We start from the raw sequence: 20,558 nt of genomic DNA on the forward strand, positions 1-20,558 counted from the left end.
GGCAGAGAGGTGGACCGACCGGGCCTGCGGAAATCATCGGTGTGCCTACGATCGGGACATGAGCCCCGAGATCCCCTCGCCGCACCCGTCCGCCGAGCCGAACGAGGTGCAGGCGCATGCCGAGGACCTCATCGACTTCGTCGCCGCCTCGCCCTCGAGTCTGCACGCGGCCGCCGAGGTCGCCCGCCGGCTGGAGGCGATCGGCTACACCCGCCTGGTCGAGGGCGAGGCATGGACGCTGGAGCCCGGCGGGCGCTACCTGGTGCTGCGTGACGGCGCGGTGCTGGCCTGGGTGCTGCCGGAGTCGGCGGGGGCGACCACCGGGTTCCACATCCTCGGCGCCCACAGCGACTCCCCGGGCTTCCGCCTCAAGCCGCAGGGGTCCACCGGCAGCCGGGGCTGGTTGCAGGCGGGCGTGGAGGTGTACGGCGGTCCGCTGCTGAACTCCTGGCTCGACCGCGAACTCGTGCTCGCCGGCCGCCTGGTCACGGCCGACGGCGCAGCGCACCTGGTCTCCACGCCGCCCCTGCTGCGGCTGCCGCAGCTCGCCATCCACCTGGACCGAGCCGTCAACGACGGGCTCGCCCTGGACAAACAGGCACACACCCAGCCGGTGTGGGGTGTGGGCGCGTCGGACTCGGCGGACCTGATCGCCGAGGTCGCCGCGCATGCGGGCCTGACCCGCGAGGAGGTGCGCGGGTACGACCTCGTGGTCGCGGACTCGGCCCGAGGCCAGGTCTTCGGGAAGGACGAGGCGTTCCTCGCCGTCGGGCGCCTTGACGACCTCGCCTCGGTGCACGCCGGCCTGACCGCGCTGGAGGGCCTGCCCACCGATGCTCCCGCCCACCTGACCCACACCCCGATGCTCGCGGTGTTCGACCACGAGGAGGTCGGCTCGGCCACCCGCACCGGCGCCGCCGGGCCGTTCCTGGCCGACGTCCTGGCCCGGATCACCGGGGCGCTCGGCGCCGGCGGCGAGGAGCACCTGCGGGCGCTGGCGGACTCCTGGTGCGTCTCCAGCGATGTGGGGCACTCGGTGCACCCGAACTACCCCGGCCGCCACGACCCCGTGGTGCAGCCGCTGCTGGGCTCCGGCCCGATCCTGAAGATCAACGCCAACCAGCGCTACACCACCGACGCCGCCGGTGAGGCGGCCTGGCGCGGGTGGTCCGAGGCGGCGGGCGTGCGCACCCAGGAGTTCGTCTCGAACAACGCCGTGCCGTGCGGCTCCACCATCGGGCCGATCACCGCCACCCGGCTGGGGATCCGCACCGTGGACGTCGGCATCCCGATCCTGTCGATGCACTCCGCTCGCGAGCTGGCCGGGACCAGTGACCTGCACGACCTGACGCGCGTGGCGGCGGCGTTCTGGGAGGCGTGAGGGGGTCATCTCGACCTCGGGCGCGCGGAGAGCCGGCGAGGAGAGCCGGCGCCGATCGTGCGAGCGGCGGGCTCGCCGTTCGTGGTGTGTCGCTCGTCCGCGAGTATCCCCGGCCGGGGGTCGCCGCGGCTAGGGTGCCGGAATGGACGCGCCGACTCTGCCCGCCGGAACCTGGCGGGGCACGAACACCTTCCGCCTGATGCCCAGCGACGACCCGGCGACGGCGCCGCTCACCCTGGTCGTCGCCGACGCGGGCGCCCTGCTGCAGGTCCGCTATGTCTGGGAGCACCCGAGTGATGGACCACAGCACGGCGGCCTGGCCGTCGGTCCCGCTCATGAGGGCGATGGCCACGAGGAAGACGGCACGGCCCTGATCGCGCTATGGCGTGACACCTGGCACCAGCCCGAGGCGCGCGTGGTGCGCGGAACCATCGGGGATGGCGCGATCGCCCTGGAGTACTCCTACGAGGGGGACTGGACGTGGCGGATCCTCATGGAGCATCCCGCGGCGGACACCGTGGTGCTGCGCATGGTCAACGTGGTGCCGGCGAGCGTCACCGGGAGCGAGGCCCTCAGTTATGACGCCATGTGCGCCCACCTGCGACCGGAGATTTCTTCGATGGGCTAGCGGCGGGGTGGCCGTGCCTCGGTAGGCTCGGGGGACGCGACGATGTCAGGGGGGTTCGTCGATGACCACGGTTCCGGGGGAGGCCGAACTCGACCACGCCGTGCGGGCGCTGCGGCTGCTGGCCGACCGCACCAGGCTGGCGATACTCGCGCTGATCGGAGACCAGGAACTCTCGGTCGGCGCCATCGCCGAGGCGGTGGACCGGCCGCCGGCCGCGGTCTCCCAGCACCTGGCCAAACTGCGCGCGGCGGGTCTGGTGAGCACGCGGCGCGAGGGGACCACGATCTACTACACCCAGCGCGAGCCGCACCTCGCGGGCCTGGTCGCCGACGCGATCGCTCTGGCGGAACACGCGCTGTACGCGCAGCCGCCGCATCATCGCCGCGCACGCGCCTGAACCGCCATCGCCGCGCCCCGCTCGACCGTGCGGGGCGGGCGCACCTGCTACGTTGCCGACCATGCCGAGCCCGGTCACGTGGACCCAGTACCGCGCCACGATCGGTGACCGCACGCCCTTGTTCGCCGCCCTCGCCGAGGCCTTCGAGATCCACCGGGCGCTCTACCTCGGCAGCTACGTGGACCTCGCGCCGTCGACGGCCATCGAGGACGTCACCTACGTGGACCTCGACCGGCGCGCGGCGCGGTTCTTCGCCGACGAGGACCTCGTGCGGGCGGAACTCGTCCGGGGTGGCTCCCCCGCGCCCGCCGCGCCCCCCGTCCCCGCGCCTCGCGTCCGGTTCCTCGCCGCCGACTTCACCCAGGGTGTGGACGCGCCCCAGGCGAGCATGGACCTGCTGATCTCCCTGTTCACCGTGCCCGCCTGGGAGGCCTGCCGCCGTTACCTGCGCCCCGGCGGGTACCTGCTCGCGAACGCCAGCCACGGGGAGGCGAGCCTCGCCGCCCTCGATCCGGCACTCACCCTCGTCGCCGCCGTCGAGCACCGCGACGGGCGCTACCGCCTGGTGCGCGAGGGGCTCGAGCGCTACCTGGTGCCCAAGCGCCCCGAGCACGCCAACGCGGAGCACATCCGCGCCACCGGCCGCGGCATTGCCTACACCCGGCCCGCGTTCGGCTACCTCTTCCGGTCCGACTGAGGCGCACCGCGCGTCGGCGCCTCGCGACGGGCGGGCAGCCCCTCGCTGGGGGCGGTGCGATGGAGGGCTTTGGCATCGCTACCACGCATCGTCGCAGGTCAAGTGTGTACACCCGGCGGTGGGGCTTGACCTCGAACCCCGATGTCCCGCCCGTGGCGAGGGGTGCACCGCCCACAGCGAGGCCGGCGGTGCGGGTCGAGTCCGCCGGCGTCACCCGAGTCCCCCGGCCGAGTCCCCCGTGCCGAGATCCCCGTGCCGCCGTTCCGAACGTCCGGGCGCCCTGAACCTGCCGCCACCGCCGCCCCGGCGTAGGCTCGAGTCAAGACCCCGGAGCGAGGAAGCCCATGGACACCCCGATGCGACCCACGCCGCCACCCACCCTCGATGGCAGCCGCCGCGTGCCGCAGACCGACGAGACGCGGCTGCAGGTCAGCGAGCCACCGCAGAAGGCGGCCGGGGTGCCCGGCGTGCTGCACGCCATGGAGCACGCCCTCGGCGAACTCGGGCCCGTGCGCACCGCCCGCACCCTGGGGCGGCTGAACCAGAAGCACGGCTTCGACTGCCCCGGCTGCGCGTGGCCGGACCCGGATCACCGCAGCCCCGCGGAGTTCTGCGAGAACGGCGCCAAGGCGGTGGCGGAGGAGGCGACCCGCGCCGTCGCCGATCCCGCGTTCTTCGCCGCCCACTCCGTGGCGGAGCTGCGCACCTGGGACGACCACAGCCTCGGCCGGCAGGGCCGCCTCACCCACCCGATGATGCTCGACGACGCAGCCTCCCACTACCGGCCCGTCACCTGGGGGGAGGCCCTGGACGTCATCGCCGAGGAGCTGCGCGCCCTCGCGGACCCCAACGAGGCGATCTTCTACACCTCCGGGCGCACCTCGAACGAGGCCGCCTTCGCCTACCAACTCCTCGTGCGCGGGTTCGGCACGAACAACCTGCCCGACTGCTCCAACATGTGCCACGAGTCCTCGGGCTCCGCGCTCACCGAGACCATCGGCATCGGCAAGGGCAGCGTCAGCCTGGGCGACGTGGCCGGGGCGGACGTCATCGTCGTGGCCGGGCAGAACCCCGGCACCAACCACCCCCGGATGCTCTCCACCCTGGAGAAGGCCGCCAAGCGCGGCGCGCGGATCATCGCGGTGAACCCCCTACGGGAGGTGGGCCTGGAGGCCTTCGCGAACCCACAGGAGCCCGGATCCCTGATCCGCGGCGGCACGCGCCTGGCCACCGATCACCTGCAGATCCGCCTCGGTGGCGACCAGGCCCTCTTCCAGGCGTGGGGCAAGGTGCTGGACGAGGCCGAACGTGAGGCCCCGGGCACGGTGTTCGACCACGAGTTCCTCGCCTCCTCCACGCGGGGACTGGAGCCCTACCTCGAGCACGTCCGCGCCCTGGAATGGCGCGAGATCGAGGAGGCCACCGGACTGCGGGAGCAGCAGATCCGGGAGACCGCCGCGGCGCTCGCGGGCTCCCGCCGCACCGTCTTCTGCTGGGCGATGGGCCTCACGCAGCACCCGCACGCCGTCGCCACCCTGCGCGATGCCGTCTCCGTGCTGCTGCTGCAGGGCAACATCGGCCGCCCCGGCGCTGGGGTGTGCCCGGTGCGCGGCCACTCCAATGTGCAGGGTGACCGCACCATGGGCATCTTCGAGAAGATGCCCGCCGCGTTCCACGACGCGCTGGATGCGGAGTTCGCCTTCTCCTCCCCCCGCGCCCCCGGCCACGACACCGTCGGGGCGATCGAGGCGATGCGCGACGGCGCCGCCCGCGTCTTCATCGGGCTCGGCGGGAACTTCGTGCGGGCCACACCGGACAGCGAGGTCACCGAGAAGGCCCTGGAGCGCATGAGCCTCACGGTGCAGATCTCCACCAAGCCGAACCAGTCCCACATGGTCACCGGGCGGCGCGCCCTGATCCTGCCGGTGCTGGGACGCACCGAGCAAGACGTGCAGGCCGGTGGTCCGCAGCGCGTCAGCGTGGAGGACTCCATGAGCGCCGTCCACGCCTCCCGCGGCCGCCTGGAGCCGGCGAGTGAGCACCTGCGCAGCGAGGTGTGGGTGGTGACCTCCCTCGCGGAGCGGGTGCTGGAGGGCCGCCCCGGTGCGCCGCGGGTGGACTGGGCGGCGTGGCGGGAGGACTACGCCCGGATCCGCGCCTCGATCGGGCGGGTGGTCCCCGGGTTCGCCGACTACGAGCAGCGCCTGGACCTGCCCGGCGGGTTCGTACTGCCCCACCCGCCGCGCGATACGCGATCCTTCGCCACGCCGTCGGGCAAGGCGGAGATCACCGTGAACCCGCTGGTCTACCCGCGGGTGGCGCCCGGGCACCTGCTGCTGCAGACCATCCGCTCCCACGACCAGTTCAACACCACCATCTACGGGCTGGACGATCGCTACCGCGGCATCCGCCGGGGACGGCGCGTGGTGTTCGTGCACCCGGACGACCTCGACGCGCTGGGCTTCGCGGACGGCGACACGGTGGACCTCCTCTCCCACTGGCGCGACGGCGTGCCGCGGCGCGCGAGCGGGTTCCGGGTGGTCGCCTACGACACCGCCCGCGGCTGCGCGGCGGCGTACTTCCCGGAGACGAACGTCCTGGTGCCGCTGGACTCCTACGCCGAGACCTCCCGCACGCCCACCTCGAAGTCGATCGAGATCAGCCTGGAGGCGCACGTCCACGAGGAGTCCGCCGTCTGATCAGCGCCGCCTGATCACCGTGGACCGTGGCCATCGCGGCGGGGTCCGGGCCCTGGGCGAGGCGCCTGCGGTTGGGCGTCCGCCCCGCTTCCGCCCGGCTGAGCCGCCCGCCCGCCCGCCCCGCTCGCGCCCGTGGCACCCGATCCGGGTGCACGATGGAGGTATGACGCACCCAGCCTCGCCCCTGTCCGCCGCCGGAACCCTCGCCGTCGTGGGCGGCAGGGTCGTCACCGGCACCGGCCACACCCTCGAGAACGGCACCGTGATCGTCACCGACGGCGTCATCGCCGCGGTGGGCGGCCCGGACACGCCGGTGCCCGACGGCGCCGCCACCGTGGACGCGACCGGCACCTGGGTGCTGCCCGGGTTCGTGGAGGCGCACGGTCACCTCGGCGTGCACGAGGACGGCGAGGGGTGGTCCGGGAACGACACCAACGAGGCCACCGGCCCCGACGGGTCCCACCTGCGGGCCCTGGATGCGATCGACATCGAGGACATCGCCTTCCGGGACGCGCTGCGCGGCGGCGTGACCACCGTGGTGGTCAAGCCCGGTTCGGCGAACCCGATCGGCGGCCGCACCGTGGCGATCAAGACCTGGGGCGGGCGCACCGTGGACGAGCAGGTGCTCGCCGCGGACGTCTCGGTGAAGTCCGCGCTCGGGGAGAACCCCAAGCGGGTCTACGGCGACAGGAAGCAGGCACCCGCCACCCGGCTCGGCGTGGCCGCGAGCCTGCGGCAGGCGTTCACCGCCGCGCAGGACTACCGCGCCGCGCGCGAGCACGCGGCCGCCGAGGGCAAGCCCTTCACCCGGGACCTGGGCAAGGAGACCCTCGCCGCCGTGCTCGACGGCGAGCTCCTGTGGGACCAGCACTGCCACCGACACGACGACATCGCCACCGCGATCCGCCTGGCCGAGGAGTTCGGCTACCACCTGGTGGTCAACCACGGCACCGAGGGGCACAAGATCGCCGACGTCCTCGCGGAGAAGGACATCCCGGTGATCTTCGGCCCGATGCTGACCTCCCGCTCCAAGGTGGAACTGCGCGACCGCGCGATCGGCTCCCTCGCCGTGATCGCCGGGGCGGGGGTGCGGGTCGCGATCACCACCGACCACCCCGTGGTGCCGATCGAACACCTGCGACTGCAGGCCATCCTCGCCGTGGACGAGGGACTGCCGGCCGAGACGGCGCTCGCGGCCCTGACCGCGAACCCGGCGGCGATGCTGCGCCTGGAGGAACGGGTCGGCGCGCTCGAGCCGGGTCGTGACGGCGACGTGGTGCTGTGGAGCGGTGACCCGCTGGCGACCGGCTCCCGGGTGCTGCGGGCCTACATCCAGGGCCGCGAGGTGCTGACCCCCGCGGAGTCCGGCACCCGGGTGGTCGAGCGCGGGGAGCGTTTCGCCCGCTGAGCCCTGGATGCGGGCGCCTCAATGCGCCCGCAGCGCCGCCCGGATCAACGGGATCTGCAGCGGCAGCCGCGCCAGCGACGCGACCAGCGCCAGCACGGACGCCTGGTCGCGGCGAGCGCGCGCCAGCCGCGCCAGGTCGAGGCTCATCTGGGCGTTCGCCGGCCACACCGCCACCAGGAGTGCGGCGCTGGCGCGCCCCGCGAGCCTCCGGGTGCGCGGGTGCACCAGACCGGCGGCGCAGGCGAGCTCCGCCGCTCCGGAGGCCACGACGAGCTCGCGGGCCCAGGGCCGCAGCGGCGCCGGGATGATCGGTTCGAACAGGCCCGGCCGCACGAGGTGGATCACGCCGGAGACGGCGAACGGCGCCACGACGGACCAGGGAAGGTGAGAAGCCGGGGCGCCGTGTGTCATCGCCCCATCGTGCCCGACGGCGCACCCCGTGAGGGCAGTACCCGGGACTTTGGTCCCGGTGGGCCCCCGGGCGCACTGCCAGGATGCCGAGGACGGCTCGCGACCGGCGCGGCGCCGCGTGGGGACTTTTGGGGATCACACATGGCATTGAGCACGCTTGACGACCTGCCCGATCGGCGCACCGTCGAGGCGCAGGACGTCTTCTTCTCCACCACCGATCGCAAGGGTGTCATCACCTACGCGAATGAGACCTTCCTGCGCCTCGCGGCGATGGATGAGGGCGATGCGGTGGGTTCGCCGCACAACACGATCCGTCACCCGGACATGCCCGGCGGCGCGTTCCGACTGGTGTGGGACGAACTGGAGGCGGGCCGCCCGGTGGCCGCGTACGTCGTCAACCGTGCCCTGGACGGAGCGCGTTATGACGTCCTTGCCACGATCATCCCGATCGAGGGGGAGTTCCTCTCGGTGCGGGTGCGCCCGAGCCGGGGCGATCTCGCCGAGGTGATCCTGCAGGCCTACGACGGCGTGGCGGGCCTGGAGCATGCCCTGCGGGAGTCCGGCGTGGGTCGCCGCGCCAGTGCGGAGCGCGGTGCCGCGGCGCTGGCCGAGGGCCTGGCCGAGCTCGGATACCCCTCGATGGCTGCCTTCACGCGCACGGTGCTGCCGCTGGAGGTGGAGGCGTGGGCTGCGGATTCGCAGTCCGGGGCGCACGTGATGGGGGAACTGCCCGGCGAGGACACCGCGGGGCCGGTGGTCACCGCTGCTCGGGAGGTCGTGCTCGGAGCGCGTGAGGTGGCCGCGCACACTGAGCACCTGTCCACGCTCGTGGCCGGCATGGGGGCGTCGCGTGGGCGTCTGCCGGAGAGCCTGACCGCTCTGCGTCGGGCGCAGGCGGACCTGGAGGAACTGGCCGCCCTGCCGGGGGACGCGGGCGGCGAGGCGCCGGCGATCGGGGAGCGGGCACGGGAGGTGTCCGAGGAGTGCGGGGCAGTGATCGCGGACGTCGAGGCCGTCCCGCTGCGACGGCTGGAAGAGGCGGTCGGGGACCTGGCGCTGCGGTTGGCGATCACGCAGGTGCTCGCGCAGATGATCGTCCGGTTCAGCCAGGAACTCCTTGCCCGTGGGTCCCGTGGCTCGGTGCGCAGCAGCGAACTGCGTCTGCTCTCCAGTGCGCTCATGCAACAACTGGACCACGCCGAATCGGCCTCGGTCCGGGCCGCGGAACTCCTGCAGGTCGTCCCCGAACTCCTCGCGGTCTGCGGCCGCGGTATCCAGAGCGTGCGGGGACGGGCCGACGGGCTGATCCCGCAGACCCCTGATCCCGCCCGCGAGGCGGCCGGTGCCGAGCTCGCTGCCGGGGAGGCGGGCATGTTCACGCACACCGCACAGTCCGCGCAGTCCGCGTTGCAGGAGGCGGCGGAGTCCTGGGACGCCCTCGCGCAGCACGCCGCCGGACTCTCGCAGGCCATCACCGAGGTGGACGTGGAGGCGTTGAAGCGGGCCGTGCAGCGCATCCGCGAGGGAGTCGCCGGGCGCCACAGTTCCGCGACCCGCTAGTCACCAGGCGTGCGCGGCGGATCTTCTCCGGCCACTTGGCAGCGCCCCACCCGCTGGGGTGGGGTGAGGTATGGATCAGAACCCCGACGCGCGGCGTGACCCCGACCCCTTGGCCATGACGCGCATCGTGCTGCGCCCGAGCGGGAACCCCTTGCCGCTCGGCTTCACGGCCCTGGCGATGGGCACGGTCGGCTTCAGCGCCATCCAGCTCGGCATCGTCGGTACAGCCGAGGAGAGCACGGTGGCCCTGGCCACCCTGGTGCTGACGGTGCCGCTGCAGTTCTACGCCTCCGTCGTGGGTTTCGGGGCCCGCGATCCGATCGCGGGCAACGGGATGGCGATCGTGGCCGGGGTGTGGGCGATGCTCGCCGCCACCACCCTCGCCTCACCCCCGGGCAGCTCGAGCCCGGCCGTCGGGATCCTGCTGCTCACCGCCGCCATCGCCATGATCGCGCCGGCGCTGGCCGCGCGCGGGAAGCTCCTCGCCGCGTTCATCATGGTGGGCTCCTCGCTGCGTTTCGCGACCACCGGCCTGGCGGACCTCACTGAGATCCAGGCGTGGGACACCACGGCCGGGATCCTCGGCTTCGCCCTCGCGGTCCTCGCCCTGTACGCGGCCCTGGGCTTCGCCCTCGAAGAGGCCAACCACCCGGTCAAGCTCCCGTTGCTGCGCCGCGGAGAGGGGCGCAAGCCGCTGCAGAATGACATCGCCACGCAGGTGGAGGGCATCGCACGCGAGGCCGGGGTCCGACAGCAGTTGTGAGGTGCCCTCCACGCCGGCCGGGTAGACCACGCAGGCCGGGACCTCGTCTGGGCCCTCCGGCCCGCGCGCGCGAGGGCATGCGATGACATGATCGTGACGGGCGGCACCGCCCCGCCGAGGAGCCCGCGCGAGGAGTAGCCATGTCCCTGACCGACCCCGCCGCGCTCGCGGCCCGCCGCACCTTCGAGGCGGTCGACGTCTTCTTCTCCACCACCGACCGCCGCGGCATCATCCGGCACGCGAACGGCACCTTCCTGCGCCTGGCCGCGCTGCGGGAGGTCGACGCGATCGGCTTCCCCCACAACCTGATCCGCCACCCCGAGGTCCCCGGCGGCGCGTTCCGCCTCATCTGGGACGAACTCGAGGCGGGCCGCCCGGTCAGCGCCTACCTGCCCAACCTCGCCAAGGACGGGGTGCGCTACGACGTGCTGGCCACGATCGTGCCGGTGGAGGGCGGCTTCCTCTCGGTCCGGCTGCGCCCGGGACTGCGTGACCTCGAGGCCGAGATCCTCGGGGTGTACGACGACGTGGCCTCCCGGGAGGCTGCGCTGCGGCAGGAGGGGGCCGGGCGCCGCAGCGCCGCCGAACGTGGTGCGGCGCTCCTGTCCCGTTCCCTGGCGCGCCTGGGCTACGGATCCCTGTCCGCGTTCACGCGCACGGTCCTGCCCCGTGAGGTCGACGCCCTCGTTGCGGATCTGCCCCAGGCGCCCGCGCGCGTGGAGGGGCCCCTGCGTCCGGTGGTGGACGCCGCCCGGAGGGTGGTCGCCGAGGCCTCCGGGATCGCCGCTCGGGTGGAGCAGTTGGAGGCAGCCACCCAGCGCGTGGCCCTCGAGCAGGACAATCTGACGCCGCTGGTGGGGGACCTGGACGGTGTGCGCCAGGAACTGGCGAGGGTGGCGGACCTGGCGTCGGATGCCGGGGCCCGGCATCTGCGCGAGCGCACCGGCGACCTCGCGGCGCTGTGCGATGACGTGATCGAGGGGATCGAGGGTCTGCCCGCGGAGCGGCTGCGCGAGGCGCTCGCGGATCTCGCGCTGCGGGTGGCGATCGTTCGCCTCCTGGCGCAGATGGTGGCCAGGTTCTCGGTGGAGGTCACGGCCGCCGGCACGGGTGCCACCTCGCGTGGCACGGAACTTCGACTGCTGCAGTCGGCGCTCGCACGTCAGGTGGAGGACGCCGATGCCGGGTCCGCGCGCGTGACCGAGCTGCTCGGCGTGGTGCCGGAACTCCTGGCGGTGACCCGGTCCGGCGCGCAGCGGCTCGCTCACCAGGGTGAGGCCTGGGCCGCGGAACTCGCGTTGCCGGCCACCGGCGAGGCGCTCGGTGGCGCGGCCGCGGAGGTCGGTGCACTGGCGATGGCGGCCGAGGCGGACCTCGCCTCGGCGGCGGACGGACTCCTGCCCCTGGCCGAGGGCGTCGAGGCCCTGCACGAGCTCGGCACCCAGGTGGGGCTCGGGGCGGTGCGGGGGCTGGTCGAGCGCATCGGGGACGGCGTGATCGACGTCGCGTGACCGCGGCGCCTCGCGGCGCCCCGCGGCGGGTGTCAGCGGCCGAAGAAGTCGCGAACGCCGATCGTGGTGAGGGTCTGGCTCCAGACGAGTTCCTCCGCGGCACGGTCACGCTCCGGGGGCAGCAGCGCGGCCAGGCCCGCCTTCCCCATCCCGGGTGGTCCGTAGAACTCCCCGGAATCCGCCCCCGGCAGGAGGCTGGCCATGATGAGGCCGAGCGCGCCGTCCGGTGCCGCGTGTGCGGCCCGGCGGGTCCGCCCGAGGATCGCGCGATCCAGGAGCCCGGCCGCGCCGGCGTCCGCAGCCTTGCCCAGCAGGTCCGTTGCTGTGGGGCCGGGGTGGGCGCACAGCGACTTCACGGCGGGCGAATCGGCGGGGACGCGCTCAGCCAACGCATAGCTGAACAGCAGGTTGGCGAGCTTGGACTGCTGGTAGCGGCGCCACTTGCCCGTCCCCAGGAAACCGTCGCCGCCGAGGCTGCCCCCGGTGCGGCCCAGGGATTCCGCCCGGATCGGGGCGCCGCGGCGTGCGCCACTGGAGTGGAACACCACCCGCGACTCACCGCGGGCGCGGGCCGCGGCCCGCAGGAGCGGCCACGCCAACGAGGTCAGAAGTGCGTGGGAGAGGTGGTTGACCTGCATCTGGACGTCACAGCCGTCCCCGGAAGGTCGATCCGGCAGGGCCATCACACCGGCGTTGTTCGCCAGCACGTCCAGCCCGTTCGGTGCGGCATGTGCCAGGAGCGGAGCCGCCGCACGCACGCTCGCGAAGCTCTGCAGGTCGCAGGGCACCAGGTGGGCATCGATCTCCTGGACCCGCAGGGCGCCCAGCGCGGCATCGGCGCGCGCTGAGGGTCGGTTGACCATCACGACTCGGGCGCCCAACCGCCCCACGGTCTCGGCGAGCACGTACCCGGTGCCGCTGGTGGCGCCGGTGACGGCGACGGTGAGACCGGTCAGCGCAGGGAGGGCGGAGACCACCTCGTCGTAGTGGACGGGCGCGGGCGGGTTCCGGCGGCTCATCGGGTTCCGATCTCCAGGGGGTGAGCCTTTCCTACCAGGATGCGCTGCGTCGTCGGCCGATCGTCTTCAGCGATATGTCGTTGACAGCACGTCGAGAATGAGGAACGATATATCGCAGACCGGTCACCCTGACCGGATCGGAGAGGAGGGAACCCATGTGGTTCATCGATGACGACGAGCGAGGCGCTCGTGGATACGACGACGGCGCATCCGAGGGGCGGGGTGGGCGAGGGCACGGACGTGGCGGCCACCACGAGCACCCGGGCAAGGGCCGCGGCCGGCGAGGCCCCGGTGGCGAGGGTTTCGGGCCGTTCGGGCCCGGGGGCCCGTTCGGGCCCTTCGGCGCTGGGGGTCCAGGCGGGCGCGGCGGTGGCCGCGGGCGCCGTGCGCGCCGCGGCGACGTGCGGCACGCCATCCTGGCGGTGCTGGGCGACGGGCCGGCCAACGGCTACGGGATCATGAAGCAGATCGAGGAGCGCACGGGCGGCTTCTGGCGCACCAGCCCCGGCTCGGTGTACCCCACCCTCGCCCAGCTCGTGGACGAGGGCCTCATCGCCCCCGCCGAGGGCGGCGAGAGCGGCGGCACCACCTATGCCCTGACCGAGGCCGGCGGCACCTACGCCACCGAGCACCGGGCGGAGCTGGAGGGCGTCTGGGGCCCCGCCACGCGGGAGTGGGGCGAGGTCGGCGAGATGATGACGGCCGGGCGCAAACTGCTCGCCGCCCTGCGGGAGGTCGCCGAGAACGGCACCCCCGAGCAGCGCACCCAGGCCGCCGCGAAGATGGAGGACCTGCGCCGCGAGCTGTACCGCATGCTCGCGGAGTGAGGCCTACTCCTCGGTGTGCTCGGCCCCGGCGTGCGGGTCCTCGGCGCGCTCGGCCAACTCGAGGATGAGGCCCTCGGGTCCTCGCAGGTAGCACAGGCGCCACGGATCGAAGGCCTCCACTGCTCCGACGAGGTCGTACCCGGCCTCGCGGGCGCGGGCCAGCGTGCCGTCGAGGTCGTCCACCCGGTAGGCGAGGTGGCGCAGCCCGGGGTGGTTCGCGGCCTCCCCGCCCGCCACAGGCGGGGAGGCGGGGTGGACGAACCGGGTGATCTCGATGGCGCCGGACCCGTCCGGCGCGGTGGCGAACGCCATCTCGACGTCGGTGCCCTCCAGCCCGTTGACGCGATCGGCCCATGCGCCGCCCACCCGCATCCGCTCGCCCACGTCGAACCCGACGGCCTCGAAGAAGGCGACCGCCCGGTCCAGGTCCGCGACCACCAGGCCGATGTGTTCCGCGCTGCGCACTCCCATGGCGGCGAGGGTAGCGCGTCGTCTCTCAGTGGACGGGCGCCCTCAGGGGATGCGGGCTCTCAGCGGATGTGCCAATCAGAGCACGCGGGCCAGGAGCGCGTCGAAGGCGCGGTCCGGCAGCACCGCCTTGAGGGTGAGCAACGGGCGGGCCAGAGCGCCGGCGACGTAGCGCACCCTGGGGCGCTTGGCCGCGACGCCCTTGGCGATGACGTCGGCGATGAGCTCGGGGGAGGAGCCCACGTTCGCCATCCGGGGGCTGCTCATCGCGCGCTGGAGGGCCTGCGCCCGGCTCGCATACGGGCCCTGGCCCGAGAAGGTGGCGGCGTTCTCGGCGGCGATGCCGCCCCACTCGGTCGCGATGGACCCGGGCTCCACGATGATCACGTCGATCCCGAAGGGGCGGACCTCCAGGCGCAGCGCGTCGCTATAGGCCTCCACCGCGTACTTGGTCGCGTGGTACCAGCCGCCGAGCGGCATCGTCAGGCGGCCCCCCATCGAGGTGACGTTGACGATCCTCCCCGAGCCCTGGGCGCGCATCGTGGGCAGCAGGAGCTGGGTGAGGCGGGCGAGGCCGAACACATTGACCTCGAACTGCCGCCGGGCCTCGCTCAGGGGCACGTCCTCCAGCGCGCCGTAGGAGCCGTAGCCGGCGTTGTTCACCAGCACGTCGATCCGCCCCGCCTCGGCGAGCAGCGCCTGCGCCGCGGCCTCGATGGAGGACTCCTCGGTGAGGTCGAGCTCGAGGGCCCGCACGCCGTCGCTCGCGAGTTCGGCGAGGCGATCGGTGCGCCGGGCGGCGCCGTAGACGGTGTACCCGGCGCGGGTGAGGCGGCGTGCGGTGGCAGCGCCGATGCCGGAGGAGGCTCCGGTGACGAGGGCGACCTTGCTCATGACGTGCTCCTTGTGAGTGGGATGGTCCCTACTCTGCACCCGCGGCGGCGCGGCTCGTGCGTGCTGCACAACCCACGTTTGCGCGGTTGGCTCCGAAGCGTGGCGCCCGCCCCCCACAATGGGGGCATGAGCCAGATGGGGGAGCGTCGCCGCCCGACGCGAGTGATTCCGATGCGCGGCGCCGGTGCCGGAGGCGATGCCGATCGCGGCCGGGCGGCCCGGATGTGGTCCGACGGCGCCGGCCGGCTCGGCACGCGTGCGGCGCAGATCCTGGCGGTGCTCGCCGTCACGGCCGTGGCGATCTTCTCCCTCACCCGGCTGACCCTGGTGGTGATCCCGGTGCTGCTCGCGCTGGTGATCGCCTCGGCCATCTCACCGCTCATCGGCTGGATGCGCCGCCGCGGTGTCCCCTCGATGCTGGCGACCTGGATCGCCCTGATCGGGATCGTGGTGGTGCTCGGCGGGGTGATCTGGGGCGTGGTCGCCACGGTGATGAACCAGTGGGACACCCTGCGCGACTCCGCGATCGACGGCGTGGGCGAGCTCCAGGACCTCATCTCGGGCCTGCCGTTCGAGATCACCGAGGACCAGATCAGCCAGTGGCAGGACAGCGCGATGGGCCTGTTGACCTCCTCCGGGTTCTCCTCGGGGGTGGTCTCCGGGGTCTCCCAGACCGCCAACTTCGTCACGGGCGCCGTGCTGATGGTCGTGGTGCTGTTCTTCTTCCTCAAGGACGGCCCCGGGATCTGGGAGTTCCTGCTGCGGCCCTTCCACGGCGAGTCCTACGAGCGCGGCCGCCGCGTGGGGGCCAAGACGGTGTCCACCCTGGGCGGGTACGTCCGCGGCACCGCCGCCGTGGCCGCCGTCGACGCGATCGGCATCGGCCTGGGCCTGTGGATCCTCGGGGTGCCGCTCGCGCTCCCGCTGGGAGTCCTGGTGTTCCTGCTGGCGTTCATCCCCCTGGTCGGTGCCACGCTGGCCGGGGTGCTCGCCGCGCTCGTGGCGCTGGTGACCAACGGGTTCGTCGAGGCACTCATCGTGGTGGCGATCGTGGTCGGGGTGAATCAGCTCGAGGGCAACCTGCTGCAGCCCGTCATCATGGCGCGCTCGCTGAAGTTGCACCCGCTGGTCATCCTGGTCGCCCTGACCGTGGGGACCGTGCTGGCGGGGATCACCGGCGCCGTGCTGGCGGTGCCGATCGCCGCCGCGATCTGGGGCGCGATCACGGTGTGGGACGGGCCCACGACACCGGCCCGGTTCGCCCGACCCAAGACACCGCCCGCCGTGGACTCCTAGCGCCGGGGCGGGTCGGTCACCCCGCGCCCGCCACGTTCAGGAGGTGACGCGCCCCGGCCGAGGGGTTCCCCGCGTGGACCGCACTGAGCGGGCGGGTCAGCCGCCGCGCGAGCGGCACCCGCACCAGGCGGCCCAACCGGAGGTCGTCGTCGACGGCGAGATGACTGAGCACCGCCGGCGCGAGGCCCGCCTGGACCGCCGCGCGCACCGCGGCGGTGGTGGCGAGTTCGGCGGCAGGTGCCACGGGCTCGTGCCCGGCGCGAGCCAGGGCGTCCTGCAGGCTGCGGCGCGTGCCCGAACCCGCCTCGCGGACCACCAGGGGCGTGGCGGCCAGGTCCTCGAGCCGCACGGGACGGGTGGTGCTCGCCCACGGGTGAGCCGCGCCGACCACGAGCACGAGCTCGTCCTGCCAGAGCGTGCGCACCGCGAGGTCCTCCGGGAGATCGGAGGTCTCCACGAGGGCGAGGTCACACGCGCCCTCGCGCACCCGGGCGATCGCGGTGGCGGAGTTGACGGCGGTGATCTCGACCGCGCTGGGGGGCCGGCCGTCGGCCGCCTCGGCGGCCCGCAGCCGCAGGACCCAGGCGGGCAGAAGGTGCTCGGCGATCGTCAGGCTCGCCGCCACCCGCAGCGTGGCGTGCGGCCGGGCGAGGGCGTCCACGGCGCGGGTCAGGCGATCCGCCGCCCGCACCACGTCCTCCGCGAGGTCGGCCGCCTGGCGCCCCTGCTCGGTGAGCGCCGACCCGCGCGGGCCGCGGCGAAGGAGCGCCACGCCCCAGGTCCGCTCCGCCGCGGCCAGGCGCCGCGAGGCGGCCTGCTGGGTGAGGCCCACCTCGTCGGCCGCCGCGGTGATGCTCCCGGTGCGCTCGAGCGCGGTGAGGATCCGCAACGTGGTGAGGTCGACCTCCGCGGGGCGCATGCTCTCACCCTGACACAACATGAGGTTGTGGCGCGATGCGGTCTACGCGTTGGTGGCGTCACCCGCCCTCACCCCAGGGTTGTGCCATGGCAACCACCACCACCCGGGCGGGCGGCGCCGTCGTGCGCCTTGCTCCCGGCATGCTGCTCACGGCGCTGCTCGCCGCTCTGGCGCTCGCGATCGGATCGGTGCTCCCGCTGGCCGGCTCCGCGGTCCCGGCGCTGCTGCTCGGCCTCGGCCTCGCGCTCCTGCGGCGGCCCTCGGCGCGGCTGGTGCCCGGCATCGCCTTCTCCGGCAAGCGTGTGCTGCAGTTCGCCGTCGTGCTGCTGGGGGCGCAGCTCTCGCTCGGCGACGTGGCCGCGGCGGGCCTGGACTCGCTCCCGATCATGCTCACCACGCTCGCGGCCTGCCTCGGGGGCGCGTGGCTGATCGGGCGCCGCCTCGGGGTCACGGGGAACCTGCGCACCCTGATCGGGGTGGGCACCGGGATCTGCGGCGCCTCCGCCATCGCCGCGGTGGCGCCGGTGATCGGGGCGGCGAGCGCCGAGATCGCCTACGCCATGTCCACGATCTTCCTGTTCAACGTGCTCGCCGTGCTGATCTTCCCGCTGCTCGGCCATGCCCTGGGGATGGACCCGCACGCCTTCGGCCTGTTCGCGGGGACCGCGGTGAACGACACCTCCTCGGTGGTCGCAGCCGCCGCGGTGTTCGGCGGCGGGGCGCTCGGGTATGCGGTGGTCGTCAAGCTCGTGCGCACCCTCATGATCATCCCGATCAGCGTGACCCTCGGGGTGCGCACGGCCCGCATGGCGCAGCGCGCGGGGGAGGGCGGCGGCGCACGCCTGGGGTGGCGCGGGGCCCTGGGGCTGATCCCGTGGTTCCTGGTGGGATTCCTCGTGATGGCGAGTGCGCGATCGCTCGGATGGATTCCCGACGGCGCCGCGCACCTGGCGACCACGCTCGCCGTGGCGCTGGTCGCCATGGCGATGGCGGGGATCGGGCTGTCCACGGATGTGGCGGCGCTGCGCAGGGCCGGGGTGCGGCCGTTGCTGCTGGGCGGCGCGCTGTGGGCGGTGGTGACCCTGACCTCGCTCGGCGTGCTCTGGGCGACAGGGCAGATCTAGCGGGCTTGCGGGCTCAGGGCCGCAGCGGCGATCCCACGACGTCGAACCGGAACCCGCCGAACTGGCCGGAGAGCAGGGGCCGGGCGGCGGCGATCGACTCCTGCACCTGCGGGAGCGCGAGCGAGTCCCGGTGGGCCTGGGCGCTCTCCCAGATCTCGACCACGAACACGGTGTCGGGCTCCTCGTCGTTCACGCCGACCTCGTAGGCCAGGCAGCCGACATCGGCGAGGGCGGCGTTGGCGCGGGTGAGGTGCGCGACGAGCTCGTCGCGCCTGCCCGGCGCGGCTCCCAGGGTTCCGGCGTTCACGAAGGTCATGGGGGACACGGTAGCGACGGGGGCCGACAGGGTGGGCCGGCCGCGGCAGGCGGCGCGGGCGCGGCACGTCGTGTACAGCGGTGGGTTCACCCAGGAGGGCCTGCCCGGTACGCCGGCCAGCCCTCGCCCAGGGCGGTGGATCCCTCGCTGAGGGAGGAAGCACCGCTCACGTTCCCGATGCTGCCGAGGCATCGTCGCAGGTGAGAGGCGGTCAGGGGCGACTGCGGTCCGTCCGAAGGGGCGAGGAGACCTCCCTGAGCGAGGGGTCCACCGCCCTGAGCGAGGGGGATCGGCGTGCCGCGGCGATCCGTGTCGTCACGGCACACCGGAGGTCACCCCAGTCCGGGGTCTGATCTCGTGGCGAGCCCGGGTGGTCCCATCGAGCTCTGCCTCACGTTCAGGAGCGGCGATCGGGAGTAGAGGCGCAGCACGCGCACGAGCCACGACCGCGGATGACGGCGAGCCGCTCCCCGGCGCCGGCCCCGGTCTCGGCACCGGTCTCGGCACCGTCGTGCGCCGACGCCTCGGCGGGAGCCTGACGTTCCTCGGTGGGGGCGTCCCCCCGCCCCTCCCGCAGGCCCGCCGCGGTGGGATTGGCAGGGGTGCAGCAGTCGTCATCGGCGGGGGGTTCTGCCGCGGCGTCCGCGGGTGTGCTCTCGCAGCACCCGTGTGCACCGGTCGCGGTGTGCCCGGGGTCGGCCAGGAGTTCGGCGGGCGAGCAGCAGCCGTCGCCCCGCCAGGCCTGGACGCCCTCGCGTACTGCGATGCCGGCGATGACCAGGGCGGCGATCGGATCCGCCCATGACCAGCCCACCGCGGAGTTGAGCAGCAGGCCGACGAGCAGCACGGCGGAGAGGTAGGTGCACAGCAGCGTCTGCTTGGAGTCGGCCACGGCGCTCGCCGAGCCCAGTTCGCGGCCGGTGCGGCGCTCGAACCAACTGAGGGCGGGCATGATCGCGAGACTCACGGCCGCCAGCGCGATCCCGACGCCGGAGTGCTGCGCCTCCTCGCCGCCGAACAGGGACCGGAGCGAGTCGATGGTCACCATGGCCGCGAGGCCGATGAAGGAGACGCCGATCAGCCGCATCGCGTGCCGCTCACGTTGCTCGCGCAGCGCATGGGTGCGCGCGGAGAACTGCCAGGCGACGGCGGCGGCCGAGAGCACCTCCACCACCGAGTCCAGACCGAAGGCGATCAGCGCGCTCGAGGACGCCGCGGCACCCGCAACCAGGGCGACGACGGCCTCGATCACGTTGTAGGTGATGGTCGCGACGACGATCCAGCGCACCCGCCGGGTGAGGGTGTCTCGCCGGGTCGCAGTCAGGTCCGGCGCGGTGGGGCGAGACAGGCGCTCGCCGCCCCAGGAGCGGGCCCCCTCATGCGCGTGGTCGCACGAGGCTGCACCGGAGGCGGGGACTGGGCCGGAGTGAGGGCCCGCACCTGCGCCAGGGACAGTCTCTGAGGTGAAAGGGAGTCGCTCGCTCATGCGCAGGTGCACTCCGTTCCCTCGCAGCAGGAGGGGTCCACGATGACCACGACCCGCAGCAGGTCGGCCAACGCCTCCCCGAGGACGGGATCGGCGAGCCGGTACCAGGTGTTCCGGCCCTCGCGCACGGCGTCGACCAGGCCGCACCCACGCAGGCACGAGAGCTGGTTCGACATCACCTGACGGGAGACGCCCAGGGTGTCGGCGAGGTCCGAGGGGCACGCGGGCGCCTCGCGCAGCGCGAGCAGCACCCGCGCCCGGGTCTCGTCCGAGAGCGCATACCCCAGGCGCGCGAGCGCGGCGCTGTGGGTGAGGGTCACGGACCGTTCGGCGATCGGCTCGGCGGCGGGTGCTGTCGTCACCCTCGAGACGATACAGCGATCGCTGAACCATGGGAAGGTTCTAGGCGCGGTGGCGCGGTGGCGCGGTGGCGCGGTGGCGCGGTGGCGCGGTGGCGCGGTGGCGCGGTGGCGGTCAGGCCAGGCCGAACAGGTGGAGCTTGGCGGCGACCTCGAGGTTCGTGGGCTCCACCTGGTGGGAGCCGTCCGGGTAGACGAGGACCGGGATGTTGGTGCGACCGGAGATCTCGAGCGCGACCTTGGCCTGCTCGGGCTCCTCGATGAGATTCACGTAGGTGTAGGGGACGCCGAGCGAGTCCAACTGCGCCTTGGTCCGGCGGCAGTCGCCGCACCAGTCTGCGCCATACATGGTGATGGGGGCGGTAGTCACCCCTCATTGTGCACACGGACCCCCC

The 20,558-nt window shown here is 73.6% G+C and carries 20 protein-coding genes and 1 pseudogene; 12 read left to right on the forward strand and 9 right to left on the reverse strand.

What is annotated here, in order from left to right; all coding sequences use genetic code 11:
- Nucleotides 1-58 precede the first annotated feature (58 nt).
- The 6 genes from ATL40_RS14010 to ATL40_RS14035 all read left to right on the forward strand — a co-directional run bounded on the left by ATL40_RS14010 (nucleotide 59) and on the right by ATL40_RS14035 (nucleotide 7,210).
- Nucleotides 59-1,381: a M18 family aminopeptidase gene (locus ATL40_RS14010; protein ID WP_098470082.1), complete on the forward strand. Its 1,323-nt coding sequence runs from the start codon at nucleotides 59-61 to the stop codon at nucleotides 1,379-1,381.
- 142 nt (nucleotides 1,382-1,523) lie between these two features.
- Nucleotides 1,524-2,009 (forward strand): hypothetical protein, encoded by a 486-nt coding sequence (locus ATL40_RS14015; RefSeq protein WP_098470083.1) that lies wholly within the window; start codon nucleotides 1,524-1,526, stop codon nucleotides 2,007-2,009.
- 61 nt (nucleotides 2,010-2,070) lie between these two features.
- Entirely contained in the window at nucleotides 2,071-2,406 is a 336-nt protein-coding gene (locus ATL40_RS14020; RefSeq protein ID WP_098470084.1) for an ArsR/SmtB family transcription factor, read from the forward strand.
- A gap of 61 nt (nucleotides 2,407-2,467) precedes the next feature.
- Complete coding sequence (locus ATL40_RS14025; protein ID WP_098470085.1) at nucleotides 2,468-3,103, forward strand: hypothetical protein; 636 nt, start codon at nucleotides 2,468-2,470, stop codon at nucleotides 3,101-3,103.
- 356 nt (nucleotides 3,104-3,459) lie between these two features.
- On the forward strand, nucleotides 3,460-5,802 hold the full coding sequence (locus ATL40_RS14030; protein WP_211283188.1) for an FdhF/YdeP family oxidoreductase: 2,343 nt from the start codon (nucleotides 3,460-3,462) through the stop codon (nucleotides 5,800-5,802).
- Between the two features lie 163 nt (nucleotides 5,803-5,965).
- Nucleotides 5,966-7,210, forward strand: a complete 1,245-nt coding sequence (locus ATL40_RS14035; RefSeq protein ID WP_098470087.1) for an amidohydrolase — start codon at nucleotides 5,966-5,968, stop codon at nucleotides 7,208-7,210.
- Nucleotides 7,211-7,228: 18 nt separating this feature from the next.
- On the opposite strand, the gene ATL40_RS14040 is transcribed toward ATL40_RS14035, so the two are convergent.
- Nucleotides 7,229-7,621 (reverse strand): DoxX family protein, encoded by a 393-nt coding sequence (locus ATL40_RS14040; protein ID WP_098470088.1) that lies wholly within the window; start codon nucleotides 7,619-7,621, stop codon nucleotides 7,229-7,231.
- A 141-nt stretch (nucleotides 7,622-7,762) separates the two neighbouring features.
- On the opposite strand from ATL40_RS14040, the gene ATL40_RS14045 reads away from it, so the two are divergent.
- The 3 genes from ATL40_RS14045 to ATL40_RS14055 all read left to right on the forward strand — a co-directional run bounded on the left by ATL40_RS14045 (nucleotide 7,763) and on the right by ATL40_RS14055 (nucleotide 11,455).
- Nucleotides 7,763-9,181: a PAS domain-containing protein gene (locus ATL40_RS14045; protein WP_098470089.1), complete on the forward strand. Its 1,419-nt coding sequence runs from the start codon at nucleotides 7,763-7,765 to the stop codon at nucleotides 9,179-9,181.
- 70 nt (nucleotides 9,182-9,251) lie between these two features.
- Nucleotides 9,252-9,944: an acetate uptake transporter family protein gene (locus ATL40_RS14050; RefSeq protein WP_098470090.1), complete on the forward strand. Its 693-nt coding sequence runs from the start codon at nucleotides 9,252-9,254 to the stop codon at nucleotides 9,942-9,944.
- A 140-nt stretch (nucleotides 9,945-10,084) separates the two neighbouring features.
- Nucleotides 10,085-11,455 carry a PAS domain-containing protein gene (locus ATL40_RS14055; protein WP_098470091.1) on the forward strand — a complete coding sequence of 457 codons (1,371 nt, stop codon included), beginning with the start codon at nucleotides 10,085-10,087 and terminating at the stop codon, nucleotides 11,453-11,455.
- Between the two features lie 32 nt (nucleotides 11,456-11,487).
- Here ATL40_RS14055 and ATL40_RS14060 read toward each other — a convergent pair whose 3' ends face one another.
- Nucleotides 11,488-12,474 carry an SDR family NAD(P)-dependent oxidoreductase gene (locus ATL40_RS14060; RefSeq protein WP_098470092.1) on the reverse strand — a complete coding sequence of 329 codons (987 nt, stop codon included), beginning with the start codon at nucleotides 12,472-12,474 and terminating at the stop codon, nucleotides 11,488-11,490.
- A 155-nt stretch (nucleotides 12,475-12,629) separates the two neighbouring features.
- Between ATL40_RS14060 and ATL40_RS15605 the strand changes: the two genes are divergently transcribed.
- The gene (locus ATL40_RS15605) at nucleotides 12,630-13,301 is read left to right on the forward strand and encodes a PadR family transcriptional regulator (RefSeq protein WP_098470093.1); all 672 of its coding nucleotides are present in this window, start codon (nucleotides 12,630-12,632) and stop codon (nucleotides 13,299-13,301) included.
- A 3-nt stretch (nucleotides 13,302-13,304) separates the two neighbouring features.
- Here the strand turns inward: ATL40_RS15605 and ATL40_RS14070 are convergent, their stop codons facing one another.
- Both ATL40_RS14070 and ATL40_RS14075 read right to left on the reverse strand, forming a co-directional pair.
- The gene (locus ATL40_RS14070) at nucleotides 13,305-13,772 is read right to left on the reverse strand and encodes a VOC family protein (RefSeq protein ID WP_098470094.1); all 468 of its coding nucleotides are present in this window, start codon (nucleotides 13,770-13,772) and stop codon (nucleotides 13,305-13,307) included.
- A gap of 75 nt (nucleotides 13,773-13,847) precedes the next feature.
- Nucleotides 13,848-14,663 carry an oxidoreductase gene (locus tag ATL40_RS14075; protein WP_098470095.1) on the reverse strand — a complete coding sequence of 272 codons (816 nt, stop codon included), beginning with the start codon at nucleotides 14,661-14,663 and terminating at the stop codon, nucleotides 13,848-13,850.
- A gap of 171 nt (nucleotides 14,664-14,834) precedes the next feature.
- Here ATL40_RS14075 and ATL40_RS14080 point away from each other — a divergent pair, with 171 nt between their 5' ends.
- The gene (locus tag ATL40_RS14080; protein ID WP_245867249.1) at nucleotides 14,835-15,959 is read left to right on the forward strand and encodes an AI-2E family transporter; all 1,125 of its coding nucleotides are present in this window, start codon (nucleotides 14,835-14,837) and stop codon (nucleotides 15,957-15,959) included.
- A 16-nt stretch (nucleotides 15,960-15,975) separates the two neighbouring features.
- On the opposite strand, the gene ATL40_RS14085 is transcribed toward ATL40_RS14080, so the two are convergent.
- Nucleotides 15,976-16,878, reverse strand: coding sequence for a LysR family transcriptional regulator (locus ATL40_RS14085; RefSeq protein WP_098470097.1), 903 nt, complete (start codon nucleotides 16,876-16,878; stop codon nucleotides 15,976-15,978).
- Between the two features lie 86 nt (nucleotides 16,879-16,964).
- Here ATL40_RS14085 and ATL40_RS14090 point away from each other — a divergent pair, with 86 nt between their 5' ends.
- Nucleotides 16,965-18,002 carry a YeiH family protein gene (locus ATL40_RS14090; protein WP_098470098.1) on the forward strand — a complete coding sequence of 346 codons (1,038 nt, stop codon included), beginning with the start codon at nucleotides 16,965-16,967 and terminating at the stop codon, nucleotides 18,000-18,002.
- A gap of 13 nt (nucleotides 18,003-18,015) precedes the next feature.
- Here ATL40_RS14090 and ATL40_RS14095 read toward each other — a convergent pair whose 3' ends face one another.
- The 4 genes and pseudogenes from ATL40_RS14095 to ATL40_RS14110 form a co-directional block, all read right to left on the reverse strand.
- A complete protein-coding gene (locus ATL40_RS14095; RefSeq protein ID WP_098470099.1) occupies nucleotides 18,016-18,318 on the reverse strand; it encodes a putative quinol monooxygenase in 303 nt (100 codons plus the stop codon).
- A 631-nt stretch (nucleotides 18,319-18,949) separates the two neighbouring features.
- Nucleotides 18,950-19,666: pseudogene (locus tag ATL40_RS14100) on the reverse strand (cation diffusion facilitator family transporter); the annotation flags it as partial.
- 134 nt (nucleotides 19,667-19,800) lie between these two features.
- Nucleotides 19,801-20,166, reverse strand: coding sequence for an ArsR/SmtB family transcription factor (locus ATL40_RS14105; RefSeq protein WP_245867150.1), 366 nt, complete (start codon nucleotides 20,164-20,166; stop codon nucleotides 19,801-19,803).
- A 112-nt stretch (nucleotides 20,167-20,278) separates the two neighbouring features.
- Complete coding sequence (locus tag ATL40_RS14110; protein WP_098470100.1) at nucleotides 20,279-20,512, reverse strand: glutaredoxin domain-containing protein; 234 nt, start codon at nucleotides 20,510-20,512, stop codon at nucleotides 20,279-20,281.
- Between the last annotated feature and the right edge of the window lie 46 nt (nucleotides 20,513-20,558).

Source organism: Serinibacter salmoneus (genome assembly GCF_002563925.1).
GTDB classification, from domain to species: domain Bacteria; phylum Actinomycetota; class Actinomycetes; order Actinomycetales; family Beutenbergiaceae; genus Serinibacter; species Serinibacter salmoneus.